Source organism: Streptomyces sp. NPDC008317, assembly GCF_042955955.1.
Taxonomy (GTDB): Bacteria; Actinomycetota; Actinomycetes; order Streptomycetales; family Streptomycetaceae; genus Actinacidiphila.
Genome location: NZ_JBIBFQ010000003.1, coordinates 756,516 through 778,448, shown reverse-complemented (window position 1 = coordinate 778,448; position 21,933 = coordinate 756,516). Strand labels below are relative to the sequence as shown.

General features: G+C 72.6%; 19 protein-coding genes and 1 pseudogene. 10 read left to right on the top strand and 10 right to left on the bottom strand.

What is annotated here, in order from left to right; genetic code table 11:
* Positions 1 to 90: 90 nt before the first annotated feature.
* Positions 91 to 2,865, top strand: coding sequence for a penicillin acylase family protein (locus ACFY9V_RS12965; protein WP_391048505.1), 2,775 nt, complete (start codon positions 91 to 93; stop codon positions 2,863 to 2,865).
* A gap of 60 nt (positions 2,866 to 2,925) precedes the next feature.
* On the opposite strand, the gene ACFY9V_RS12960 is transcribed toward ACFY9V_RS12965, so the two are convergent.
* Positions 2,926 to 4,392 carry a serine-threonine protein kinase gene (locus ACFY9V_RS12960; RefSeq protein ID WP_391161267.1) on the bottom strand — a complete coding sequence of 489 codons (1,467 nt, stop codon included), beginning with the start codon at positions 4,390 to 4,392 and terminating at the stop codon, positions 2,926 to 2,928.
* A 285-nt stretch (positions 4,393 to 4,677) separates the two neighbouring features.
* On the opposite strand from ACFY9V_RS12960, the pseudogene ACFY9V_RS12955 reads away from it, so the two are divergent.
* The 4 genes and pseudogenes from ACFY9V_RS12955 to ACFY9V_RS12940 all read left to right on the top strand — a co-directional run.
* Positions 4,678 to 5,439 (top strand): annotated as a pseudogene (locus ACFY9V_RS12955) (SDR family oxidoreductase); the annotation flags it as partial.
* A 176-nt stretch (positions 5,440 to 5,615) separates the two neighbouring features.
* Positions 5,616 to 7,280, top strand: a complete 1,665-nt coding sequence (locus ACFY9V_RS12950) for an AMP-binding protein (protein WP_391161265.1) — start codon at positions 5,616 to 5,618, stop codon at positions 7,278 to 7,280.
* 112 nt (positions 7,281 to 7,392) lie between these two features.
* Positions 7,393 to 8,016, top strand: a complete 624-nt coding sequence (locus ACFY9V_RS12945) for a TetR/AcrR family transcriptional regulator (RefSeq protein ID WP_355333369.1) — start codon at positions 7,393 to 7,395, stop codon at positions 8,014 to 8,016.
* 18 nt (positions 8,017 to 8,034) lie between these two features.
* On the top strand, positions 8,035 to 9,018 hold the full coding sequence (locus ACFY9V_RS12940; RefSeq protein ID WP_391161262.1) for a zinc-binding dehydrogenase: 984 nt from the start codon (positions 8,035 to 8,037) through the stop codon (positions 9,016 to 9,018).
* 108 nt (positions 9,019 to 9,126) lie between these two features.
* Here the strand turns inward: ACFY9V_RS12940 and ACFY9V_RS12935 are convergent, their stop codons facing one another.
* Complete coding sequence (locus ACFY9V_RS12935) at positions 9,127 to 10,347, bottom strand: acyl-CoA dehydrogenase family protein (protein ID WP_391048496.1); 1,221 nt, start codon at positions 10,345 to 10,347, stop codon at positions 9,127 to 9,129.
* A 6-nt stretch (positions 10,348 to 10,353) separates the two neighbouring features.
* The gene (locus ACFY9V_RS12930) at positions 10,354 to 11,433 is read right to left on the bottom strand and encodes a phosphotransferase (protein WP_391161260.1); all 1,080 of its coding nucleotides are present in this window, start codon (positions 11,431 to 11,433) and stop codon (positions 10,354 to 10,356) included.
* 175 nt (positions 11,434 to 11,608) lie between these two features.
* Here ACFY9V_RS12930 and ACFY9V_RS12925 point away from each other — a divergent pair, with 175 nt between their 5' ends.
* Entirely contained in the window at positions 11,609 to 12,916 is a 1,308-nt protein-coding gene (locus ACFY9V_RS12925) for an enolase C-terminal domain-like protein (RefSeq protein ID WP_391161258.1), read from the top strand.
* A 64-nt stretch (positions 12,917 to 12,980) separates the two neighbouring features.
* On the opposite strand, the gene ACFY9V_RS12920 is transcribed toward ACFY9V_RS12925, so the two are convergent.
* Together ACFY9V_RS12920 and ACFY9V_RS12915 are read right to left on the bottom strand one after the other, a co-directional pair.
* Positions 12,981 to 14,375, bottom strand: a complete 1,395-nt coding sequence (locus tag ACFY9V_RS12920; RefSeq protein ID WP_391048487.1) for a gluconate:H+ symporter — start codon at positions 14,373 to 14,375, stop codon at positions 12,981 to 12,983.
* 74 nt (positions 14,376 to 14,449) lie between these two features.
* Positions 14,450 to 14,968: a gluconokinase, GntK/IdnK-type gene (locus tag ACFY9V_RS12915; protein ID WP_391161256.1), complete on the bottom strand. Its 519-nt coding sequence runs from the start codon at positions 14,966 to 14,968 to the stop codon at positions 14,450 to 14,452.
* A gap of 114 nt (positions 14,969 to 15,082) precedes the next feature.
* On the opposite strand from ACFY9V_RS12915, the gene ACFY9V_RS12910 reads away from it, so the two are divergent.
* On the top strand, positions 15,083 to 15,802 hold the full coding sequence (locus ACFY9V_RS12910) for an FCD domain-containing protein (RefSeq protein WP_391161254.1): 720 nt from the start codon (positions 15,083 to 15,085) through the stop codon (positions 15,800 to 15,802).
* Positions 15,803 to 15,846: 44 nt separating this feature from the next.
* Positions 15,847 to 16,731 (top strand): hypothetical protein, encoded by an 885-nt coding sequence (locus ACFY9V_RS12905; RefSeq protein WP_391161252.1) that lies wholly within the window; start codon positions 15,847 to 15,849, stop codon positions 16,729 to 16,731.
* Positions 16,732 to 16,826: 95 nt separating this feature from the next.
* Here the strand turns inward: ACFY9V_RS12905 and ACFY9V_RS12900 are convergent, their stop codons facing one another.
* From ACFY9V_RS12900 to ACFY9V_RS12885, 4 genes are all read right to left on the bottom strand, one after another.
* On the bottom strand, positions 16,827 to 17,186 hold the full coding sequence (locus ACFY9V_RS12900; RefSeq protein WP_355333345.1) for a DUF202 domain-containing protein: 360 nt from the start codon (positions 17,184 to 17,186) through the stop codon (positions 16,827 to 16,829).
* Positions 17,183 to 17,578 carry a YidH family protein gene (locus tag ACFY9V_RS12895; RefSeq protein ID WP_188283850.1) on the bottom strand — a complete coding sequence of 132 codons (396 nt, stop codon included), beginning with the start codon at positions 17,576 to 17,578 and terminating at the stop codon, positions 17,183 to 17,185. The genes ACFY9V_RS12900 and ACFY9V_RS12895 overlap by 4 nt, the downstream gene beginning before the upstream one ends.
* Positions 17,579 to 17,652: 74 nt before the next feature.
* Positions 17,653 to 17,790, bottom strand: a complete 138-nt coding sequence (locus ACFY9V_RS12890; protein WP_355333343.1) for a hypothetical protein — start codon at positions 17,788 to 17,790, stop codon at positions 17,653 to 17,655.
* Positions 17,777 to 18,952, bottom strand: a complete 1,176-nt coding sequence (locus ACFY9V_RS12885) for a hypothetical protein (protein ID WP_391161250.1) — start codon at positions 18,950 to 18,952, stop codon at positions 17,777 to 17,779. Before ACFY9V_RS12885 ends, ACFY9V_RS12890 begins: the two co-directional genes overlap by 14 nt.
* 29 nt (positions 18,953 to 18,981) lie before the next feature.
* On the opposite strand from ACFY9V_RS12885, the gene ACFY9V_RS12880 reads away from it, so the two are divergent.
* Positions 18,982 to 19,314 carry a hypothetical protein gene (locus ACFY9V_RS12880; RefSeq protein ID WP_391161247.1) on the top strand — a complete coding sequence of 111 codons (333 nt, stop codon included), beginning with the start codon at positions 18,982 to 18,984 and terminating at the stop codon, positions 19,312 to 19,314.
* Between the two features lie 12 nt (positions 19,315 to 19,326).
* Here ACFY9V_RS12880 and ACFY9V_RS12875 read toward each other — a convergent pair whose 3' ends face one another.
* Positions 19,327 to 19,869, bottom strand: a complete 543-nt coding sequence (locus ACFY9V_RS12875) for an NUDIX domain-containing protein (RefSeq protein ID WP_391161245.1) — start codon at positions 19,867 to 19,869, stop codon at positions 19,327 to 19,329.
* Positions 19,870 to 19,995: 126 nt separating this feature from the next.
* Here ACFY9V_RS12875 and ACFY9V_RS12870 point away from each other — a divergent pair, with 126 nt between their 5' ends.
* The gene (locus tag ACFY9V_RS12870) at positions 19,996 to 21,918 is read left to right on the top strand and encodes an acyclic terpene utilization AtuA family protein (RefSeq protein WP_391161243.1); all 1,923 of its coding nucleotides are present in this window, start codon (positions 19,996 to 19,998) and stop codon (positions 21,916 to 21,918) included.
* The last annotated feature ends 15 nt before the right edge of the window (positions 21,919 to 21,933 follow it).

The window sequence follows — 21,933 nt, the reverse complement described above, 5'->3', positions numbered from 1 at the left end:
TGGGGGAAGTGAAAAGCTGACGCATGTTCATCTTCCGGGAAGGAGGTACCGGCGGTAACGTCCGGGGACTGGTATCCGGAAGGAGCAGACATGCCGCTGCGGACCCCACGACGGATCGGCAAGCTGGGCAGGATCGGCAAGTGGAGAACGGCGACAGCCGCGGCGCTGCTGGCGCTCGGGGCCACCTTGGTGGCCCCGTTGCCGCTGGCGGCGCAGGCCGCGGACAACTCGGGCGACTACTGCGCGGGACAGTGCTCTGACATTCTGCCGCCTGGCGAGAACGGCAACGCCACGCTCGCGGACATTCTGGCGAACAAGGTGCTCGGGACACGCCCCGCGCACACCTCTGACCAGCTCGGACCGTATTCGTCGCTCGCCGACGGATACCCAGGGCTGACCGACGCGACCATCAGCAACTTCTTCAACAGCTCGTCCTTCGGCGTCCCTTCGGGCCAGGTCGCCTCGGTGATCAGCCCGCGCTCGGACGTGACGATCACCCGTGACAAGGCGACGGGCGTCCCCCACATCAAGGGCACGACCAGGCAGGGCACGGAGTACGGCGCCGGATACGCGGCGGCGCAGGACCGGCTGTGGCTGATGGACCTCTTCCGGCACGTCGGACGCGGCGAACTGTCGTCGTTCGCGGGCGGCGCGGCGGCCAACCGCGGCCTGGAGCAGGAGTTCTGGCGGCAGGCCCCGTACACCGAGGCCGACCTCCAGGACCAGGTCACCCGGCTGGCGAACAGCGGCGGCGCCCGCGGCCAGCAGGCGCTCGCCGACGCGCAGGCGTACGTCGACGGCATCAACGCCTACATCACGCAGTCCAAGAACGGCCGTTACTTCCCCGGCGAGTACGTCCTCACCGGGCACATGGACGCGATCACCAACGCGGGCACGATCGACCCGTTCCAGCTCACCGACATGATCGCGCTCGCCTCGGTGATCGGCGCGCTGTTCGGCACCGGCGGCGGCGGAGAGGTGGAGTCCGCGCTGTCGCTGCTGGCAGCGCAGCAGAAGTACGGGGTCGCCGAGGGCACCAAGGTCTGGGAGTCCTTCCGCGAGCGGGACGACCCCGAGGCCACGCCCACCGTGCACGACGGCAGCAGCTTCCCGTACGCCGGCAAGCCCGCGCAGGCCAAGGGCCAGGCGCTGCCCGACGCCGGTTCGGTCGTACCGGAACCGCTGGTCTACGACGCGACCGGCGGCGCCAAGCAGGCCACCACCAAGAGCCCCGGAGTGCTGCCGAGCAACCTCTTCTCCGGCGACGCCACGAAGAAGGGAATGTCCAACGCTCTCGTGGTCAGTGGCGCGCACACCGCCAGCGGCCACCCGGTCGCCGTCTTCGGTCCGCAAACCGGCTATTTCGCGCCACAGTTGCTGATGCTCCAGGAGTTGCAGGGCCCCGGCATCAGCGCGCGCGGCGCGTCCTTCGCGGGCCTGGGCATGTACGTGGAACTCGGCCGGGGCCAGGACTACGCCTGGAGCGCGACCTCCGCGAGCCAGGACGTCACCGACACCTACGCCGTGGAGCTGTGCCAGGACTCCACGCACTATGTGCTGCACGGCGCGTGCGTGCCGATGGAGAAGCTGGAACGCACCAACTCCTGGTCGCCGACCGTCGCCGACTCCACGGCGGCGGGCTCGTACCGCATGCAGGTCTGGCGCACGGCGTACGGCCCGGTGCAGTACCGGGCGACCGTCGGCGGCAAGGCCGTCGCCTATACGGCGCTGCGCAGTTCGTACCGGCACGAGGCCGACTCGATCCTGGGCTTCCAGGAGCTGAACGACCCCGGATTCGTGCACGACGCCGCCTCGTTCCAGCGGGCGACGCAGGACATCAACTACACCTTCAACTGGTTCTACGCGGACTCCCAGCACACCGCGTACTACAACAGCGGCACCAACCCGGTCAGGGCGGACGGCGTGGACCCGTCGTTCCCGGTGTGGGCGCAGGCCGCCTACGACTGGCGCGGCTGGGACCCGGTGACCAACACCGCCTCCTACACCCCGCCCGCGCAGCATCCGCAGTCCGTCGACCAGGACTACTACGTGTCGTGGAACAACAAGCAGGCCAAGGGGTACACCTCGGCGGGCTTCGGCAACGGCTCCGTGCACCGCGCCGACCTGCTGGAGGACCGGGTGAAGGCGCTCACCCAGGCGGGCGGCGTCACCCGCGCCGCGCTCACCAAGGCCATGGCGGACGCGGCGCTCACCGACCTGCGCGGTGAGGACGTCCTGCCCGACCTGCTCCAGGTGATCCACAGCGCACCGGTCACCGATCCCCAGGAGGCCACCGCCGTACAGCAGTTGGAGGCGTGGAGCACGGCGGGCACCAAGCGGCACGAGACCTCGCCCGGCTCGCACACGTACGCCAACGCGGACGCGGTACGGGTGATGGACGCGTGGTGGCCGCTGCTGATCGCGGGCGAGTTCCAGCCCGGCCTCGGCAGCGACCTCTACAACGCGCTGGCCGCGAACCTCGCGATCGACGAGTCGCCGTCCGCGGGACACGGGCCGACCGGCTCGCACGCGGGCAGCGCCTTCCAGTACGGCTGGTGGTCGTACGCCGACAAGGATCTGCGCAAGGTGCTCGGCAAGCCGGTGCAGGGCGCGCTCGACCAGACGTACTGCGGCGGCGGCCAACTGACCGCCTGCCGCGACATGTTGCTGTCCACGCTGAAGCAGGCGGCGGCCGTCCCGGCGGCCACCGTCTACCCGGCCGACGACAGCGGCTGCTCCGCCGGTGACCAGTGGTGCGCCGACTCGATCGTCCAGCGTCCGCTGGGCGGAGTCACGGACGACCGGATCGCGTGGCAGAACCGGCCCACCTTCCAGCAGGTGGTGGAATTCCCGTCACACAGGTGACGCGTCCCGCTCAGGGGTGAGCCCTTGAGCGGTGCGCGGTGACAGTCGCGGGCCGGGTCCTCAGCCGGGGACCCGGCCCGCGGTGCGCAGCACCAGACGGGCCAGCTCCTCGTGGCAGATGTCGCTGTGCGCGCCGGACGGCGGCCCGCCCGAGCACACCACCGAGGACGCGTCCACGCTGACGCAGCCGGTCCTCGGCAGCTCACCGGCCAGGGCCCGCTCCAGGGTCAACTCCGGTGCGCCGTCCAGAGCTTGGAAGCCGTCGTGGCCCAGCGCGCCCCAGCGTTCGCCGAAGCCGAGCAGATCCGCTCCCGCGTGGGCGATGTCGCCGAGCAGCGACTCGTCCTCACCCGCGAGCCGCGAGGCCAGCGGGTAGAACACGCCGAGCGCCTGGTCGTGCCGCGAATGGCAGGCCACCAGGGGCCCGGTGACCCGCTGTTGTCTGCCGTGCAGCGCCCCGCCCCGCGCGTCGAAGGGCTGCGGGCCGCTGAACGCGTAGTGCGAGAGGGCCCCTTGGAGCAGGGTCACCGACGAGACCCGGACGGTGGACGGCATGCCGTCCAGGGCGAAGGACACCAGCCGCGCGCCGAAGCTGTGCCCGATCAGGTGAACCCGGACCGAGGGCGCCCGGCGCGCCAGCACCCCGAGCAGCGGCCCGAGCCCGCGCTGCCCGACGGTCCCCGCGCGCCGCTTCATCGCGTAGTACGTGGCCTGCCGCAGCAACTCCTTGGCGCCGTCCCACACGCGCCGGCCGAGCCCGCCGAACAGCGCCTCGCCGGAGACGGGTTGGGCCGGGGCGACCTCGGCGCCCGCTGTCGCCAGGGCGTCGGCCAGTGAGAGGCAGGTGGTGACGGGGTCCTGGGTGAAGAGGAGCGGCTCGGCGCCCGGCGCGGTGCCCATGTCCTCGGCGAGGAGGCTCTGGGCGGCGACGCCTTGTGCGGCGGGACCGGAGGCGGCGGGACCTGAGGCGGCGGGACCCCGTGCGGCGGGAATCCGTGCGGCGGCGCCCGGACTCGGCGGCAGTCCGGTGAGCGTACGGACCAGCGCGGCGAATTCGTCCAGCCGCTCGGGCGCTTCCGGCCGCTCGGCCAGCAGTTCCGCGATCCGGTCGAGCGTGGGTCCGCTGCCAGGGAAGACCTCGCCGAGCGCGGCCCTGGTCAGGGGGTCGAGCGCGGCGCCCGACGCGGCGGCGCCGTCCGCCACGGGCGCGGCGAGCGTCGGGGAGGTGCGCGGGAAATCGGGGATGGGCTCGTCGCTGAAGCGCATCGACGGCCAGTGCACGCCGACGTAGCCGAAGCGGAGGTCCGGCGCGGCGGCCAGCAGGCCGGGGAAGTGGCCGAAGAAGCCGTCGTAGAGCGCGGTCGCGGTGGCGATGTCGTTGTTCCAGCCGTGCGAGAAGACCACCAGATCGGTCCGGTTCCCGACCGCCTCCAGCAGCGCGTCCCGCTGCCGGGGGTCGGGGTCGCCGTCCGCGTCGAAGGTCAGGTCCCAGTACGGCCGGACGCTGGTCACTGAGGTGCTGGTCACTGAGGTGCCGGTCACGGCCATGGTGCCCCCCTGGAAATACGCCGTGATGGTGTGGTTCGCCCGCATCATCCCGACAGGGCCGGGTGTCGTCCATCCCCCGGACGGCTGAATACGCACCGGCTACGTACGCGGCGGCACCGGCTACGTACACGGCGCGCGGCCGGACCCCAGGCCCCGGCGTCCGGGGTCCGCCCCCGCCCCCCGGCCCGGCACTACCGGATTGTGTGACCGACCGCTTAGTATGCGAAGGAGCCGAGTCGAGTCGAAGGAGACACGATCGTGGTCGTGGAAGCAGTGCGCGGCGCCCGGGTGGTCGTCACCGGGGCGGGCGGCGGCATCGGAGCCGCCCTCGCCCGCAGATTCGCCGCCGAGGGCGCCCGGGTCGTGGTGAACGACCTGGACGCCGACGCCGCCCGCGCGGTCGCCGACGAGATCGGCGCGGCCGTCGTCCCCGGCGACGCCTCCGGCATCGTGCCCGCCGCCCGCACCGCGCTCGGCGGCGGCGTCGACATCTTCTGCGCCAACGCCGGGGTCGGCACCGGCGGCGGCCCCGAGGCGGACGACGCCGCCTGGGAGCTGGCCTGGGACGTCAACGTCATGAGCCATGTCCGCGCCGCCCGCGCGCTGCTCCCCGAATGGCTGGAGCGCGGACAGGGGCGCTTCGTGTCCACCGTCTCGGCCGCCGGACTGCTGACGATGATCGGCGCGGCCCCGTACTCGGTCACCAAGCACGGCGCGCTCGCCTTCGCCGAATGGCTCTCGCTCACCTACCGGCACCGCGGCGTCCACGTGCACGCGGTGTGCCCGCAGGGCGTGCGCACCGCGATGCTCCGTTCCACCGGGGTCGCGGGCGACCTCGTGCTCGCGCCGAACGCCATCGAGCCCGAGGACGTCGCCCAGGCGGTGCTCGACGGCATCGCGGCCGACCGCTTCCTGATCCTGCCGCACCCCGAGGTCGCCGGTTATTACGCGGCCCGCGCCGCGGAACCCGACCGCTGGCTCCGCGGCATGAACAAACTCCAGCGCACCTACGAGGAGTTGCGGGCGAAGGAAGCCGGACAGGCCGAGGGCGCGGGGAAGGCCGGGAAAGCCGAGGACGCCGTGAAAGCCGAGGACGCCGTGAAAGCCGAGGGCGCGGGGAAGGCCGGGAAAGCCGAGGACACAGGGAGAGCCGGGCAGACCACGGAATCCGCCAACGCCCCCGCGCGGGAAGGGGAACCGGCATGACCACCTACGCCGACCAGCCCTGGCTCAAGCACTTCACCGACGAGCAGCGCGAGGACGCCGAGCACCCGCCGTCCGTCCTGCACACCTTCCTCGACGTCGCCGCGCGGATACCCGACCACCGCGCGCTCGCCTACTTCGACGGCGCGCTGAGCTACCGCGAACTCGACGCCCTCTCCGACGGGTTGGCCCGGCATCTGGCCGCGCGCGGCTTCGCCCCCGGCGACCGCCTCGCGGTCATGCTGCAAAATGTGCCGCAGTTCGTCGTCGGCCTGCTCGCCGGGTGGAAGGCGGGCGGCACCGTCATCCCGGTCAACCCCATGTACAAGCAGGGCGAGTTGGCGCACATCCTGACCGACGCCGGGGCCGCCGCGATCCTCTGCTCGGAGCGCGCCTGGCAGGGATACGTCCGCGCCACCGTCGTGGACTCGCCGGTCCGTATCGCGCTGACCGCCAGCGAATTCGACCTCCAGACGCGCGACGACAGCCGCGTACTGACCGGGGAACGGCCGCCCGCGCAGGCCGGTGAGGGCGCGGACGACGTGCTCACCGCCGCCCGCGCCGCGGCCGGACCGCGCCCCGACGTTCCCCTGCCCGCCGCCCGCGACATCGCGCTGATCAGCTACACCTCGGGCACCAGCGGCAAGCCCAAGGGGGCGCTCAACACACACGGCAACATCTCCTTCAACGCCCACCGGCAGGTACGCGTCCAGGGCTTCGCCGACGACGCCGTCATCTTCGCGCTCGCGCCGCTCTTCCACATCACCGGCATGGTCTGCCAGTTGTCGGCGGGGCTGGCGGGCGGACACACCGTCGTCCTCGCGTACCGCTTCGAGCCGGGCGTGGTGCTCGACGCCTTCCGCGAGCACCGCCCGACGTACACCGTCGGCCCGTCCACCGCCTTCATGGCGCTGCTGGCCAGGCCCGACGCCGACGCCGCGGACTTCGCGTCCTTCCGGCTGATCTCCTCGGGCGGCGCGCCGCTGCCGCCCGCCGTGGTGGAGGGCTTCCGCGCCCGCTCCGGCGGCCTCTACCTCGCCAACGGATATGGCCTCACCGAGTGCACGGCCCCCTGCGCCAGTGTCCCGCCCGGCACCGAGGCCCCCGTCGACCCCGCGTCCGGCACCCTCGCCGTCGGCGTTCCGGGACCCGGCACGATGGTCCGGATCCTGGACGACACGGGCGCCGAGGTGCCGTTCGGCGAATCCGGCGAGATCGCCGTCACCGGACCGATGGTCGTACCGGGCTACTGGAACCGGCCGGAGGAGTCCGCGGCGGCCCTGCCCGGCGGCGAGCTGCTGACCGGCGACATCGGCTTCATGGACGAGGACGGCTGGCTCTATGTCGTCGACCGCAAGAAGGACATGATCAACGCGTCCGGCTTCAAGGTCTGGCCGCGCGAGGTCGAGGACGTCCTCTACACCCACCCCGCGGTCCGCGAGGCGGCCGTCGTCGGCGTCCCCGACGCCTACCGCGGCGAGAGCGTCAAGGCGTACGTCAGCCTGCGGCCCGGCGCCACCGCGGGGCCCGAGGAGATCGTCGCCTACTGCAAGGACCGGCTCGCCGCCTTCAAATACCCGCGCGAGGTCGAGGTGCTCGGCGACCTCCCCAAGACGGCCACCGGGAAGATCCTCCGGCGCGAACTCAAGGTCCGGGCCGGATAGGGTTCCCTACCGGCCGGAACGCGCGTCGCTTTGTCGGTACGGCGCCACATCGGTTCACCGGCAGGTCGGTACGGGGATACGTGGGCACGTGGGTACGGAAAGAGGTCAGGCCATGGCACGCAATGCGACGGGCGGCGGCAGCGGCGGCTCGGGCGAGGGCGGCACCGCCGCGGTACCCGAGCGGCTGCTCGCCGAGGCCACCCGGCTCTTCGCCGAGCGCGGCTACGACCGCACCTCCGTCCAGGAGATCGTGGAGGCCGCCGGAGTCACCAAGGGCGCGCTCTACCACTACTTCGGCTCCAAGGACGATCTGCTGCACGAGATCTACGGCCGGGTGCTGCGGCTCCAGACCGAACGTCTCGACGCCATCGCCGCCCGCGACACCGCCGTGCCCGACCGGCTCGCCGAGGCCGCCGCCGACGTCGTCGTCACCAGCATCCAGAACCTGGACGACACCAAGATCTTCTTCCGCTCCATCCACCAGCTCGCCCCGGAGAAGCAGAAGGCGGTGCGTGCCGAGCGCCGCCGCTACCACGAGAAGTTCCGCTCCCTGATCGAGGAGGGCCAGCGCGGCGGCCACTTCCGCGCCGACCTGCGGCCCGACCTCGTGGTCGACTTCTTCTTCGGCTCCGTGCACCACCTCGGCACCTGGTACCACGCGGAGGGCCCGCTCTCCGCCGAGCAGGTCGCCACCGAATTCTCCGACCTGCTGCTGCACTCGGTGCGGCGGCACTGACCCGCTGGGAGCTTTGACGTGAAGGCATGGCGCGTGCACGAGAACGGCGAGCCGCGCGAGGCGATGCGCCTCGACGAGGTCCCCACCCCCGAGCCGGGTCCCGGCGAGGTGCTGCTGCGGGTACGCGCCGCCGGGGTCAACTTCCCCGACGCGATGCTCTGCCGGGGCACCTACCAGATCCGGCCGCCGCTGCCGTTCACGCCCGGCGTGGAATTCTGCGGCGAGGTCGTCGCCGTCGGTGAAGGGGTCACGGACCTGGACACCGGCGCCCGCGTCATCACGCCCGCCGCCCTGCCGCGCGGCGCCTTCGCCGAATACGCCGTCGTCCCCGCCGCCGGGGTGCTGCCCGCGCCCGAGGCCCTGGACGACGCCGAGGCCGCCGCCCTCCACATCGGCTACCAGACCGGCTGGTTCGCCCTGCACCGCCGCGCCGCCCTCAGGCCCGGCGAGACCCTGCTCGTGCACGCCGCCGCGGGCGGTGTCGGCAGCGCCGCCGTCCAGCTCGGCAAGGCCGCGGGCGCCACCGTCATCGGTGTCGTCGGCGGCCCCGACAAGGCGAAGGCCGCCCGTGAGCTCGGCGCCGACATCGTCGTGGACCGGCACGCGGAGGACTTCGTCGCGGTCGTCAAGGAAGCCACCGCCGGGCGCGGTGCCAACGTCGTCTTCGACCCCGTCGGCGGCGACTCCTACACCAAGTCCACCAAGTGCGTCGCCTTCGAAGGGCGCATCGTCGTCGTCGGCTTCGCCGGCGGCACCGTCCCCGCGCCCGCGCTCAGCCACGCCCTCGTCAAGAACTACGCCATCCTCGGTCTCCACTGGGGGCTCTACAACACCCACGATCCGGTGGCGGTCCGCCAGGCCCACGAGGCGCTCTGCGAGCTGGCGGCTTCCGGGGCCGTCCGTCCCCTCGTGAGCGAGCGGGTGGCTTTCGACGGCGCCGCCGAGGCCGTTCAACGCGTCGCGGACGGCACGACGATCGGCCGGCTGGTCGTCCAGCCGTAACGCCCTCAGCGCCCCTGAAAAGACCGGCGCGCCGCCCACCGCGGAGGTACCCCTCCGCGGTGGGCCGCTCAAGACACCGGCGTATCGCCCAGCGCGGGCGCGGTCCCCTTACGGGGTCAGGTACTTCTTCAGCTCGCGGCGGGCGAGCGAGCGCTTGTGGACCTCGTCGGGTCCGTCCGCGAGCCGCAGGCTACGGGCGGCGGCGAAGAGTTGGGACAGGGGGAAGTCCTGGCTGACGCCGCCGGCGCCGTGGACCTGGATGGCGCGGTCGACGATGCGCTGGACGGCGACGGGGGTGGCGATCTTGATGGACTGGATCTCGGTGTGGGCGCCCTGATTGCCGACGGTGTCCATGAGCCAGGCCGTCTTGAGGACGAGGAGCCGCAACTGCTCGATCTCGACGCGGGCTTCGGCGATCCACTCCTGGACCACGCCCTGGGCGGCGAGCGGCTTGCCGAAGGCGACACGGGAGGCGGCGCGGCGGCACATGAGTTCAAGCGCGCGCTCGGCCATGCCGATCAGCCGCATGCAGTGGTGGATGCGGCCGGGGCCGAGCCGGGCCTGGGCGATGGCGAAGCCGCCGCCCTCCTCGCCGATCAGATTCCCGGCGGGCACGCGCACGTCGTGGAAGACGATCTCGGCGTGACCGCCGTGGTCGCCGTCGTCGAAGCCGAACACCCGCATGCCGCGCCGTACTTCGATGCCGGGGGTGTCGCGCGGCACGAGGATCTGGCTCTGCTGGCGGTGCCGTTCTGCGTCCGGGTCGGTCTTGCCCATGACGATGAAGACCGCGCACTTGGGGTTCATCGCCCCGGAGATGTACCACTTGCGGCCGTTGATCACGTACGAGTCGCCGTCCCGTACGATCCGCGTCTCGATGTTGGTGGCGTCGGAGGAGGCGACGTCCGGCTCGGTCATCGCGAAGGCGGACCTGATCTCCCCGGCGAGCAGCGGCTCCAGCCACTCCTTGCGCTGGGCGGGGGTGCCGAATTCGCTGAGGACTTCCATGTTGCCGGTGTCGGGAGCGGCGCAGTTGAGGGCGGGCGGGGCCAAGTGGGGGCTGCGGCCGGTGAGTTCGGCGAGCGGCGCGTACTGGAGATTGGTCAGTCCCGCGCCGTGCTCGCCGGGCAGGAAGAGATTCCACAGGCCCTGCCGCCTGGCCTCGGCCTTGAGGTCCTCCACCACGGGCGGCGCGGTCCACCGGTCGTCCCCCGTGGCCTCGGCGCGCTGCTCGGCGAAGACCGGCTCGGCGGGGTAGACGTGCTCGTCGAGGAACGCGGTCAGCCGCGACCGCAGTTCCTCGGTACGGGTGTCGAAGGCGAATTCCATGGCTGCTCAGCCTTCCTTCCGGGGGGAGTCCTGCGAGGGGCGCGGCCGGCCCTGCCGCTCGGCGTGCCGCCGGAGCCGGTCGAGGCCGCGTTCGACGAAGTGGGGGACGATGCCGCCGATCCGGTCGAATCCGGCGCCGATCGTCTGCCCGAGGGTGTAGCGGTAGTGGATGCCCTCGGAGATGACGGCGAGCTTGTAGCAGGCGAAGGCCGTGTACCAGTCGACGGTCGACACGTCGCGGCCGGACCGCTCGGCGTACCGCTGGAGGAGTTCCGCCTCCGAGGGGTGGCCGGGCGCGCCGCCCGCCGCCTGGATGGGGAAGTCGGAGGCGATCTGCGGCTCGCTGTAGACCAGCAGCAGCCCGAGGTCGGTGAGCGGGTCGCCGAGGGTGGACATCTCCCAGTCCAGGACGGCGGTGAGCCGGTCGGCGGTGTCCACCAGGACGTTGTCCAGCTTGTAGTCGCCGTGGATGACGGCGCCGCCGGGGGAGTCGGGCAGGGCCGCGCCGAGCGCGGCGTGCAGCGCGTCGATGCCGGGCAGTTCACGGCTGCGGGAGGCGTCGAGCTGCTTGCCCCAGCGGCGCAACTGCCGTTCCAGATAGCCCTCGGGGCGGCCGAAGTCGCCGAGGCCGACCGCCGCCGGGTCCACCGCGTGCAGGTCGACCAGCGTGTCGACCAGCGCGAGCACGACCTCGCGGGTCCGCTCGGCGCCCAGCTCCCTGAGCTGGCTCTCGGTGCGGAAGGGGGTGCCCTCGACGAATTCCATGACGTAGAACGGGGCGCCGATCACCTCGCCGTCCTCGCACAGCAGCACCGTGCCCGGCACCGGTACCGGGGTGGCGGCGAGCGCGCTGATCACCCGGTGCTCGCGCGTCATGTCGTGCGCGGTGGCCAGGACGTGCCCGAGCGGCGGCCTGCGGACGACCCATTCGGTGCCGCCGTCGGTGACCCAGTACGTGAGGTTGGACCGGCCGCCCTCGATGAGCTTGCCGCGCAGGCCGCCGCCGACCAGCCCCGGCCGCTCCCGGTCGAGATGGGCGCGCAGCCGGCCCAGATCGAGACCCGGGGGGTTGTCGGTATCGCTCATGCCGTCTCCTCGTCACCGTCGTGGCTTCAGAAATCGTACCGACCAGTCGGTATGTCGTCCAGCTCTTCGCTCTCCCCGTCGCGTCCCGTCCGTCACATCCGCGCTCGGGAGGCCGCATTGACGGCCGTGGTCACCGCACCTACGCTCTGGACTTATGGGTGAACGTAATTCACATATGCAGACAGTAGATCGCTCCGCCGGACTCGTGATCACCGAGGTGCGGCTGACCCCCATCCTCATCGCCGATCCGCCGCTGCTCAACACCCAGGGTGTCCACCAGCCCTACACGCCCCGCCTCATCATCGAGGTCGTCACCGCCGACGGTACGGCCGGGGTGGGCGAGACCTACGGCGACACCCGCTATCTCGACCTCGCCGCGCCCCTGGCCCGCGCGCTGCCCGGCCACACGGTCAGCGATCTGAACGGGCTGTTCACCCTCGCGGAAGAGGTCTGCGGCGACCCCGCCGACGTCTCCGACTCCGTCGACGTCGGCGGGCTGCGCGGTGTGCAGACCGCCGACAAGCTGCGGCTGTCGGTCATCTCCGGCTTCGAGGTGGCCTGCCTCGACGCCCTCGGCAAGCACCTCGGCCTGCCGGTGCACGCGCTGCTCGGCGGCAAGGTCCGCGACGCCGTCGACTACAGCGCCTACCTCTTCTACCGGCTCGCCGCCCACCCCGAGGGGCAGGGCGAGGCCGACGACTGGGGTCCCGCCCTCGACCCGGAAGGCGTCGTCGCCCAGGCCCGCCGCTTCGCCGACACGTACGGCTTCGGCTCCTTCAAGCTCAAGGGCGGTGTCTTCCCGCCCGACGAGGAGATCGCCGCCGTACGCGCCCTGGCCGCCGCCTTCCCCGGCCGGCCGCTGCGCCTCGACCCCAACGGCGCCTGGTCGGTGGAGACCTCGCTGTACGTGGCCCGCGAGCTGGGCGAGGTGCTGGAGTACCTGGAGGACCCGGCCAGCACCACCGACCGCATGGCCCGGGTCGCGAGCGGCACCTCCGTGCCGCTGGCGACCAACATGTGCGTGACGACCTTCGCCGAGATCCAGGACGCCTTCACGCGCGGCGCCGTCCAGGTGGTGCTCTCCGACCACCACTACTGGGGCGGCCTGCGCAACACGCAGCAACTCGCCGCGATCTGCCGGACGTTCGGCGTGGGCCTGTCCATGCATTCCAACACCCACCTCGGCATCAGCCTCGCCGCCATGACCCATGTCGCGGCCACCGTGCCCAACCTCGACTACGCCTGCGACTCGCACTACCCGTGGCAGACCGAGGACGTCATCACCCGCCGCCATGTCTTCGAGGACGGCCGCCTCGCCGTCAGCGACCTCCCCGGCCTCGGCGTCGAACTCGACCAGGACGCGCTCAAGGCGCTGCACCAGCGCTGGCTCGACGACGACGGGGCCATGCGCGACCGCGACGACGCCGCCGCGATGCGCAAGGCGGACCCGGACTGGCGGACGCCGCCCGTGCCGCGCTGGTGACACACGCGTGTGGGGCGGCGGACCGTACGGCCCGCCGCCCCACACGCCTCACGACGTCAGCGCCTCACAGCACCAGCGACAGCAGCATGACGAAGCCCAGCGCCACCACCGAGATCACCGTCTCCATCACCGACCAGGTCTTGAGGGTCTGCGGGACGTCCATCCCGAAGTACTCCTTCACCAGCCAGAATCCGGCGTCGTTGACGTGCGAGAAGAACAGCGAACCGGCGCCCACCGACAGCACCAGCAGCGCGGTGTGCGAGGACGACATGCCCTCGGCGAGCGGCGCGACGAGACCGGCGGCCGAGATGATCGCCACCGTCGCGGAACCGGTCGCGACCCGGATCAGCACCGCGATCAGCCAGGCGAGCAGCAGCGCCGAGATGTGCCAGCTCTTGGACCAGTCGAGGATCATCTGACCGACCCCGCAGTCGATCAGGGTCTGCTTGAAGCCGCCGCCCGCGCCGACGATCAGCAGGATGCCCGCGATCGGGCCGAGCGAGGCGTCCACGGTCGAGGAGATGCGGTCCTTGCTGAAGCCCGCGGCCCGCCCGAGGGTGAACATCGCCACGATCACCGCGGCCAGCAGCGCCACCAGCGGCGTACCGATGACGTCGAAGATCCGGTACGTCAGGCTGCTCTGGTCGTCCACGATCACGTCGACCAGGGCCTTGGCCAGCATCAGCACCACCGGCAGCAGCATCGTGCAGGTCGTCGCGGCGAAGCTCGGCCGCCGCTCCAGGTCGTCGGAGGCGCGCGCGGGCGTCATCCGCTCCGGCGGCGTCACGTCCACCCAGCCCGCGGCCACCCGGCCGAAGAGCGGACCCGCGATGGCGAGCGTGGGTATCGCGACCAGCACGCCGAGCGCGAGCGTGATGCCCATGTCGGCGTGGATGGCGCCGATCGCGGCCAGCGGGCCGGGGTGCGGCGGCACCAGACCGTGCATCACCGACAGACCGGCCAGCGCCGGGATGCCCAGCCGGATCAGCGACTGGCCGCTGCGCTTGGCGACCAGCAGCACCACCGGGATGAGGATCACGATGCCGATCTCGAAGAAGAGCGGCAGGCCGACCAGACCCGCGATCAGGGCCATCGCCCACGGCAGCCGTTTCTCGCTGGTACGGGCCAGGATCGTGTCGACGATCTGGTCCGCGCCGCCGGAGTCGGCGAGCAGTTTGCCGAGTATCGCGCCGAGCGCGATCAGGGTGCCGACGCTCGCCACGGTCGAGCCGAGGCCGGTCGAGAAACTGGTGATCGTCTTGGCCAGCGGCGCGCCCGCGACGGAGCCGAGCACACCGGAGCCGATGGTCAGGGCGAGGAAGGCGTGCACCTTCCAGCGGGTGATCAGCAGCACGATGACGGCGATACCGGCCAGGGCGGCCAGTGCCAGGCGGGTGTTGCCCGCGTCGGTGATCGGGGACGGATCGGCGGCCAGCAGCTCCACGCTGAGTGCGGACACGGAGGACTCCAGGGGGAAGGACGGGGACAGGGGAGAGGGGGTTCGAACGGGTGGGGCGGGTCAGTCCGGCGACGTCAGCGGGGTACGGCGGCGAGCGCGCGGTCCGCGATCTCCCGCGGCCCGCCCTCGATCGTCACGACCGCGCCCGCCTCGTCCGGCTCCAGCGGCTCCAGCGTCGCGAACTGCGAGCGCAGCAACTCGGACGGCATGAAGTGCTGCATCCGCGCGGCCAGCCGGGAGGCGATCAGCTCCGGGGACCCGTCCAGGTGCAGGAAGAACAGGTCGGGCGCGCTCTGACGCAGGTGGTCGCGGTAGCGGCGGCGCAGGGCGGAACAGCTCACCACCCCGCCCTTGCCCTCGCGTTGCGCGATCCACGCGCCGATGGCGTCCAGCCAGGGCGCCCGGTCGGCGTCGTCCAGCGGGTGACCGGCCGACATCTTGGCGATGTTGGCCGCCGGGTGGAAGTCGTCGGCCTCGGCGTACGGGACGCTCAGCCGATCCGCCAGCAGGCCGCCGACGGTCGACTTGCCCGAACCGGAGACCCCCATCACGACGACGACGGGGGAGTGCGGTGGGCGCGGGGAGCTGGTCATGCGCTCGAACCTCCTTGTGCAAGCGGTCGGGGACACTCAACGCCATAGGTACTACTTATTCAAGAGTCTGTGATGTAAAAGTCACATGACTGTGCTGCCGCATAAGCTGTCCTCATGCCTCAGCAGGAAGCACCGCGGGACGACGCCGGGGGTCTGCACGCCCGTGTTCTGGCCGAACTCGGCCCCGCCATCGCCTCGGGCGACTACCCGCCGGGGACGGTTCTGCGCATCGACGAACTGGAATCGCGCTACGGCGTCTCGCGCACCGTCGTCCGCGAGGCGGTCCGGGTGCTGGAGGCGATGCACCTCGTGGAGTCCCGCCGCCGCGTCGGCGTCACCGTGCTGCGCAGCGAGGAGTGGAACGTCTTCGACCCGGCCGTCATCCGCTGGCGCCTGGCCGGCGCCGACCGCCCCCGCCAACTGCGCTCCCTCACCACCTTGCGCACCGCCGTCGAACCGGTCGCCGCGGGACTCGCCGCGACCGCCGCCGATCCCGCCCAGTGCCGCGAACTCACCGTGCTGGCCGCCGAGATGGCCGCCGCCGCCCGCGCCGCCGACCTCGACGCGTACCTCGTGCACGACGTCGCCTTCCACCGCGTCGTCCTCGACGCCTCGGGCAACGAGATGTTCGCCCGCCTCGGGGACGTCGTCGCCGAAGTCCTCACCGGCCGCACCGAACACCATGTGATGTTCGCCGAGCCCGACCCCGCCGCCGTCACCCTCCACGTTCGCGTCGCCGAGGCGATCCGCTCCCGCGAGGCCGCCGCCGCCGAGGACCTGATGCGCGAGATCTGCGTGGGCGCCCTGCACGAGCTGGACATCCTGGCGCCCTGAAAATCCGTTTACCCGCACGGCCCGGCAGTGCTGCACTAATACGCGTGACCGCTCGTCAACCCGCCCCGCCGCAGCCCTTCCGCTGGGCGCTGTCCTCGTACGAGGGCCGCCCGCCGGACCGCCTCGGCACGCTCGCGGACGGCTCGGAACCCGTACGGCTGTGGCACCTTCCGGCGCTCACACAGTGCACGGGCAAGGTGCTGGCCCGCTCCCGCGCCGCCGACCTCCGCTTCGTCGGCCGCTCGCTGGACAGCATGTACGACCTGCTCACCGGCGCGCTGGAACACGCGGACCGCCCTGGCGGACTCCTGCGGCTCCCCCTGTCGATCCGCCGCTCCGCCCGTCTCCCGCAGCCCCAGCGGGAGCGCTTGCGCGAGCACCTGGCCGCGGCGGGCCTCGAACCGCGCGCCCTGGCCCGCCGCAAGCGCCCGCTGGCCGTGGTCGACGTGGTCCACAGCGGCTCCACCTTCGACGCGCTCCACCGCGAACTGGCCGCGTGGATCGCCGAGAGCCGCGAACCCTGGTCGGTGATCCGCCGCAAGCTGCGCTACGTCGGGGTGACGCCCCGCGGCAAGAGCGGCCCGAACGCCGACCGCTGGCAGCAGTCGCCCGATTCCGCCCGCTGGGTGCGGACGCTGCCCGCGGGACACGTGGTCAACGTGTCGCTGCCCTGGCCCGAATGGGGCTGGTACGGCAATGCGCAGCCCAAGCTCAACGGCACCTTTCCGCCGAGCCGCTGGTTCGACGAGGACGCGGACACACCCTGGTACCACCAGGCGCTCCCGCAGGCGCTGGCCGAGTCGCTGGCGCTGGTGGAGGCCGGCCGAAGCCGTACCGTGCGGGACGGACTCGTGCGGACCGTCGCGGGCGAGCCGGGCTTCGCCGACCGGGAGGTCCGGGCGCTGGTGAGCGTGCTGCGACGACGCTGAGGGGCGCGGCGGGCGCGCCTCACCACAGCTGGGCGCTTCACCACACGAGGGCGCGCGTCACCACAGCAGGGCGCCTCACCACATCAGGGCGCGCCTCACCACACCAGCGCCGCGCCGAACACCGCGAGCGCCACCGTGCAGCCCACCACCGCGACGGCGGCGCCCGGTGCCATGACCGCCGGGTGCGGCGCGCCGCCGAGCTGCTGAATCCTGCGGTGCGCCAGCCGGAGGAAGGCCAGGAACGCGAGCGCGGTCAGACCGATGGCCACCGCGGGGAGCGCCCCGCCCTCGTGGTGCAGCACCTGCCGCCCGGCCAGCACGGCCGTCACCGCGCAGGACAGCGTCGTACGCCGCCACGCCAGCCGCGTTCGTTCCGGCTGGAGCCCCGGATCCCGGTCGTCACCGGGTCGGCCGCCGACTCCCGACGGCCCGCCGTCCTGGCGGTCGTGGCTCATCCGGCCCAGCCGAAGAGCACCACGCACACCATCGCGACGGCGATCACCGCGATGGCGACCGCGAGCAGCGCGGGGAAGCGGGAGACGGGCAGGTCGGCGCCGCGGCGCATGGCGCGTTCGCAGCGGGCCCAGTGGTTGACCGCGCGCAGCGTGCAGGCGACGCCACCGGCCAGCAGGACGAGCGCCAGCGAGACCCGTACCCAGTGCGCGAGGTGGTCGGTGAGGAACTGGTCGACGGCGAAACCGCCGCCGATCAGGGCGAGCGCGGTGCGGATCCAGGCGAGGAAGGTCCGCTCGTTGGCCAGCGAGAAGCGGTAGTCGGGGGTCGTGCCCTCGTCCCGCACGCGGGCGGGGGCGAACCACAGACGTACGGAATCCCGCGCGGCACGCAGCCGCGCGGGCAGCTCCTGGGCGAAAGCGCTCACGTGTCCACACTAACGACCAGGTCGGAAGCGGGCGCGGGCGGTCACTTCCGGCGGGAGACCGCCGCGATGATCACGGCGAGCACCGCGGCCAGCAGCACCACGCCGACCACGGCGATCACCACATGGCCTGCGGAGCCGCCGCCACCGTCCTGCGGTGGCGCGACGTCAGCGAGCAGCATCGGAGGACTCCTTCCTTCCGTCGGTCGCACGCGCGTCGGTCGCGCTCCCTTCGGTCGCGCCCATTGCGGGCGGGCTCTTCTCGGGCGGCCTCTCTTCGGTCGCGCTCGTCCCGGTCGGCCTCGTCCCGGTCGGCCTCGTCCCGGTCAGGTCCGCCCCGGCCGCCCGGCCCCGCTCCCCGAGCCCCAGCACCAGCATCAGCAGCACCGGGAACTCCAGATACGCGTGGTAGCTGGCCACCGCCGCGTACAGCGACCTGCCCCGCGTGTAGTCGCTGACGAACAGCACCGACAGGGCCGCCGCCCCGCCGAGCCCCAGCGCCCAGGCCCGGACACCGCGCAGCACGGGCGCGCGGCGCTCGAACGCCGCGGTCGCGTCCGGCGCGTACCGCGGCATGAACCACACCCACACCACGTAATGCATGGTCTGGAGGAAGGCGAAGACCGCGACGAAGCGCAGCCCGGCGTGCGTGTGCTGCCAGGCGGGCGGGGTGTACGACAGCGCCAGCCGGTCCGTCCAGCCCGAGCCCGCGCCGAGCAGCCCGTCGAGGGCGCCGGACAGCAGCAGCGCGGGGACCACCAGCACCCACCCGCACTGCACCGCCCGGAAGGCGGCACGGCCGCGCGGCATGGCGCGCGACCACTCCCACAAGAAGAGCAGCGGCACCACATTGTGCAGATGGGCCAGCACCACGAAGTGGTAGGCGGGGAAAGCCAGCGACGCCATGGCGGCGCCCGCCAGCAGCGCGCAGGAGGCGGCCAGCGGTACGGGCCTGGTCCGCAGCGCGTGCACGCAGGCCGCGGCGAGCAGCACGTACGCGAGCAGGATCTCGGCGGTACGGGTGCCCGAGGACGGCGGCAGCAGGCGGCACACGACGATGCCGGTGATGAGCGCGCCCAGCAGCCGCAGGAACGGGCCGTGCAGGACGCCTTCGAACCGGCCGGTCACGTACCGCAGTTCGAGCACATTGTGCAGAATGCCGAAGACCGCGAGGCCCACCACGGCCGTGCCCGCGGGCAGCCGCAGCGAGACGGCGAGCGCCACCGCCGCCGCCAGGACGAAACCGGCGACCGGCAGCGTACGCCCCGCGCGTCCCGTATCGGCCGTGCCCGTATCGCCCGTGCCCGCACCGCCCACCAGGGGCGCCCCCACCGCGCTGGCCACTCGTCCCCTCCCCGTGGCACGATCCGCCCGTGCCGTATCCGCTGGCCCTCGCCCTGACCCTGCTCGTCGAGGTGCCCTGCTACGTCGCGGCGGTCACCGCGGCGTCCGCCGTCCGACCGACGCGGACCGCTCTCGCGGCCGTCATGGTCAACTGTGTGACGCACCCGCCGCTGTGGTGGTTCCTGCGGCAGACGCACGGCGCCGCGTACTGGCCCGCCTTCGCCGTCGCCGAGAGCGCGGTCTGCCTCGTGGAGGGTCTGCTGCTCGGCCGACTGCTGCGGCTGCGGGGCCCGTTGCCGTACGCGGCCTCGGTCGCCGCCAACTGCGCCTCGGTCATCGCCGGTCTCCTGGTCGCGGGTTGAGCCGCCGGGCGGTCAACTCCCGTGCGTCGCACGCCATTCGAGCAGCCTGCGGTAGCCGTCGAGGCCGTCCGGCACCCACTCCCACTCGGTGAGCCTGGCGGCCAGCTCCTCCTCGGTGAGGAAGGTGTGCCAGGCCACCTCCTCGGCCTGCGGGGCGACCGGCAGTGTGCACCGCACCTGGTAGACCGACGACCACCACGTCCGCGGCCCGTCCTCGTAGAGGAATCGGAACAGCGGCTCGGGGCGCGGCAGTCCGCTCACCCCCAGTTCCTCCTCCGCCTCGCGCAGCGCCGCCTCCTCGTAGGACTCGCCCGCGCCGACGACACCGCCGACGAACATGTCGTAGAGGGAGGGGAAGACCAGCTTCTCCGTGGTGCGGCGGTGCACGAAGATCCGGTCCTCGGCGTCCCTGGCCAGGATGAAGACGCAGCGGTGCCGCAGGCCCTTGGCGTACGCCTCGCCGCGCGGCGACCTGCCGACGACCCGGTCGTGCTCGTCCACGATGTCGATGATCTCGTCGGCGGACAGCGGGGGTCGCGGTGTGGGCTCGTTCATGGAGCCGATTCAACCACCGGCCGCCGGACCCGCCCCGGGCGCGCCCCCTGGTGGTCTTGCGCGGCGCGGACACCGGCAAGATGATCGTCCCGGTTCGGTGAGACGGGGGAGTGACGGGAGTGTGGGATGACGGCACACCAGGCGCCCCGGGTACCGCAGGCGCCCCAGACGCGACAGGACCGGCGGGCACCGCGGGCGCAGCGGGAGCGCGGGGCGCCGCTGCGGATCGCGAACTGCTCCGGCTACTACGGTGACCGGCTGTCGGCCGCCCGCGAGATGGTCGAGGGCGGCCCCATCGACGTCCTCACCGGCGACTACCTGGCCGAACTGACCATGCTGCTGCTGTGGAAGGCGCGGCAGCGCGACCCGGACGGCGGCTACGCGGTCTCCTTCCTCGCCCAGATGCGCGAGGTGCTCGGCACCTGCCTGGAGCGCGGCATCAAGATCGTCGTCAACGCGGGCGGCCTCAACCCGGCGGGACTGGCCGCCAAACTCGCCGAGTTGGCCGCGGTCGGCGGCCTGCACCCGTCCGTGGCGTACGTCGAGGGCGACGACCTGCTGGACCGGCTGCCCGAACTCCAGTCCCGCGGCCACGACTTCGCGCACCTGGCCACCGGCCGCCCGCTGGCGGGCTCCGGCGTCGAGCCGGTCACCGCCAACGCGTACCTCGGCGGCTGGGGCATCGCGCAGGCGCTGCGCGGCGGCGCCGACGTGGTGATCTGCGGCCGGGTCACCGACGCCTCGCTGGTCGTCGGGCCCGCCGCCTGGGCCTTCGAGTGGGCGCTCGACGACTGGGACCGGCTGGCGGGCGCCGTCACCGCGGGCCACATCATCGAGTGCGGCACCCAGGCCACCGGCGGCAACTACTCCTTCTTCACCGAGATCCCCGACCCGGTGCACCCCGGCTTCCCGATCGCCGAGATCCACGCCGACGGCTCCAGCGTCATCACCAAGCACCCCGGCACCGGCGGCGCCGTCACCATCGGCACCGTCACCGCCCAACTCCTGTACGAGATCGGCGGACCCGGCTACCTCAACACCGACGTCGTGGCCCGCTTCGACACCGTCCGGCTCATCCAGCAGGGCCCCGACCGGGTCTCCGTCGGCCCGGTCGCGGGCGAGCCCGCGCCCGACACCCTCAAGGTCTGCCTCAACCACCGCGGCGGCTACCGCAATTCCGCTACCTTCGTGCTCACCGGCCTCGACCTCGACGCGAAGGCGGACTTCGCCGAGGCCACCCTGCGCGACGCGACCGGCGGGCCGGGCCGCTTCGCCGGGTACGACCTGCGGCGCGAACACGGCGGCGAGGCCGACCGGTTGACGCTCACCGTCAAGGACCCGGACCTCGACACCGTCGGCCGCGGCTTCTTCACCGACGTCGCGGGCTCCGCGCTGGCCGGCTACCCCGGGCTCTACCTGGAGCACGCCTCGCCGCGCCCCACCGAGTACGGCGTGTACTGGCCCGCGCTGGTGGCCGCCGACGAGGTCACCGCCGTGACCGTGCTCGCCGACGGCACCCGGCTGCCCGTACCGCGCCCGCCGCACGGCGCCACCGACCTCCGCGAGGGACGGCCGGCTCCGGTGCCCGACTCCGGCCCCGTACCGCCGCCGCTGGTGTCGCCGGTCACCGGACCCGCGCCCCGCCAGGCGCGGACCGGGCCGCCCGAGCCCTTCGGCCGGACGGTACGGCTGCCGCTCGGGACCGTCGTCGGGGCGCGCTCGGGGGACAAGGGCGGCGACGCGAACGTCGGGCTGTGGGCACGGGACGACGAGGGGTACGCGTGGCTGCGCGCGTATCTGGACGTACCCCGGCTGCGGGCCCTGCTGCCGGAGACCGCGACGCTGCCGGTGAGCCGCTGGGAACTGCCGAATCTGCGCGCGGTGAACTTCGTCGTGCACGGGCTGCTCGGCGACGGCGTCGCCGCTTCCACCAGGGCCGATCCGCAGGCCAAGGCGCTGGGGGAGCGGCTTCGGGGATGCCTCGCGGACGTGCCGGAAAAGCTGGTGGATCTTTTGCAGAGCCAGTACACGCCGTTGCCCAAGAGGTGACATTCGTGGAGTCAT

What these genes read in the sequence shown, in the direction of transcription:
- ACFY9V_RS12965 (WP_391048505.1), top strand. Translation starts at nt 91, where the DNA reads ATGCCGCTGCGGACCCCACGACGGATCGGCAAGCTGGGCAGGATCGGC.
- ACFY9V_RS12950 (WP_391161265.1), top strand. Translation starts at nt 5,616, where the DNA reads ATGACCACCTACGCCGACCAGCCCTGGCTCAAGCACTTCACCGACGAG.
- ACFY9V_RS12945 (WP_355333369.1), top strand. Translation starts at nt 7,393, where the DNA reads ATGGCACGCAATGCGACGGGCGGCGGCAGCGGCGGCTCGGGCGAGGGC.
- ACFY9V_RS12935 (WP_391048496.1), bottom strand. Translation starts at nt 10,347, where the DNA reads ATGGAATTCGCCTTCGACACCCGTACCGAGGAACTGCGGTCGCGGCTG.
- ACFY9V_RS12930 (WP_391161260.1), bottom strand. Translation starts at nt 11,433, where the DNA reads ATGAGCGATACCGACAACCCCCCGGGTCTCGATCTGGGCCGGCTGCGC.
- ACFY9V_RS12925 (WP_391161258.1), top strand. Translation starts at nt 11,609, where the DNA reads ATGCAGACAGTAGATCGCTCCGCCGGACTCGTGATCACCGAGGTGCGG.
- ACFY9V_RS12915 (WP_391161256.1), bottom strand. Translation starts at nt 14,968, where the DNA reads ATGACCAGCTCCCCGCGCCCACCGCACTCCCCCGTCGTCGTCGTGATG.
- ACFY9V_RS12910 (WP_391161254.1), top strand. Translation starts at nt 15,083, where the DNA reads ATGCCTCAGCAGGAAGCACCGCGGGACGACGCCGGGGGTCTGCACGCC.
- ACFY9V_RS12900 (WP_355333345.1), bottom strand. Translation starts at nt 17,186, where the DNA reads ATGAGCCACGACCGCCAGGACGGCGGGCCGTCGGGAGTCGGCGGCCGA.
- ACFY9V_RS12890 (WP_355333343.1), bottom strand. Translation starts at nt 17,790, where the DNA reads ATGCTGCTCGCTGACGTCGCGCCACCGCAGGACGGTGGCGGCGGCTCC.
- ACFY9V_RS12875 (WP_391161245.1), bottom strand. Translation starts at nt 19,869, where the DNA reads ATGAACGAGCCCACACCGCGACCCCCGCTGTCCGCCGACGAGATCATC.
- ACFY9V_RS12870 (WP_391161243.1), top strand. Translation starts at nt 19,996, where the DNA reads ATGACGGCACACCAGGCGCCCCGGGTACCGCAGGCGCCCCAGACGCGA.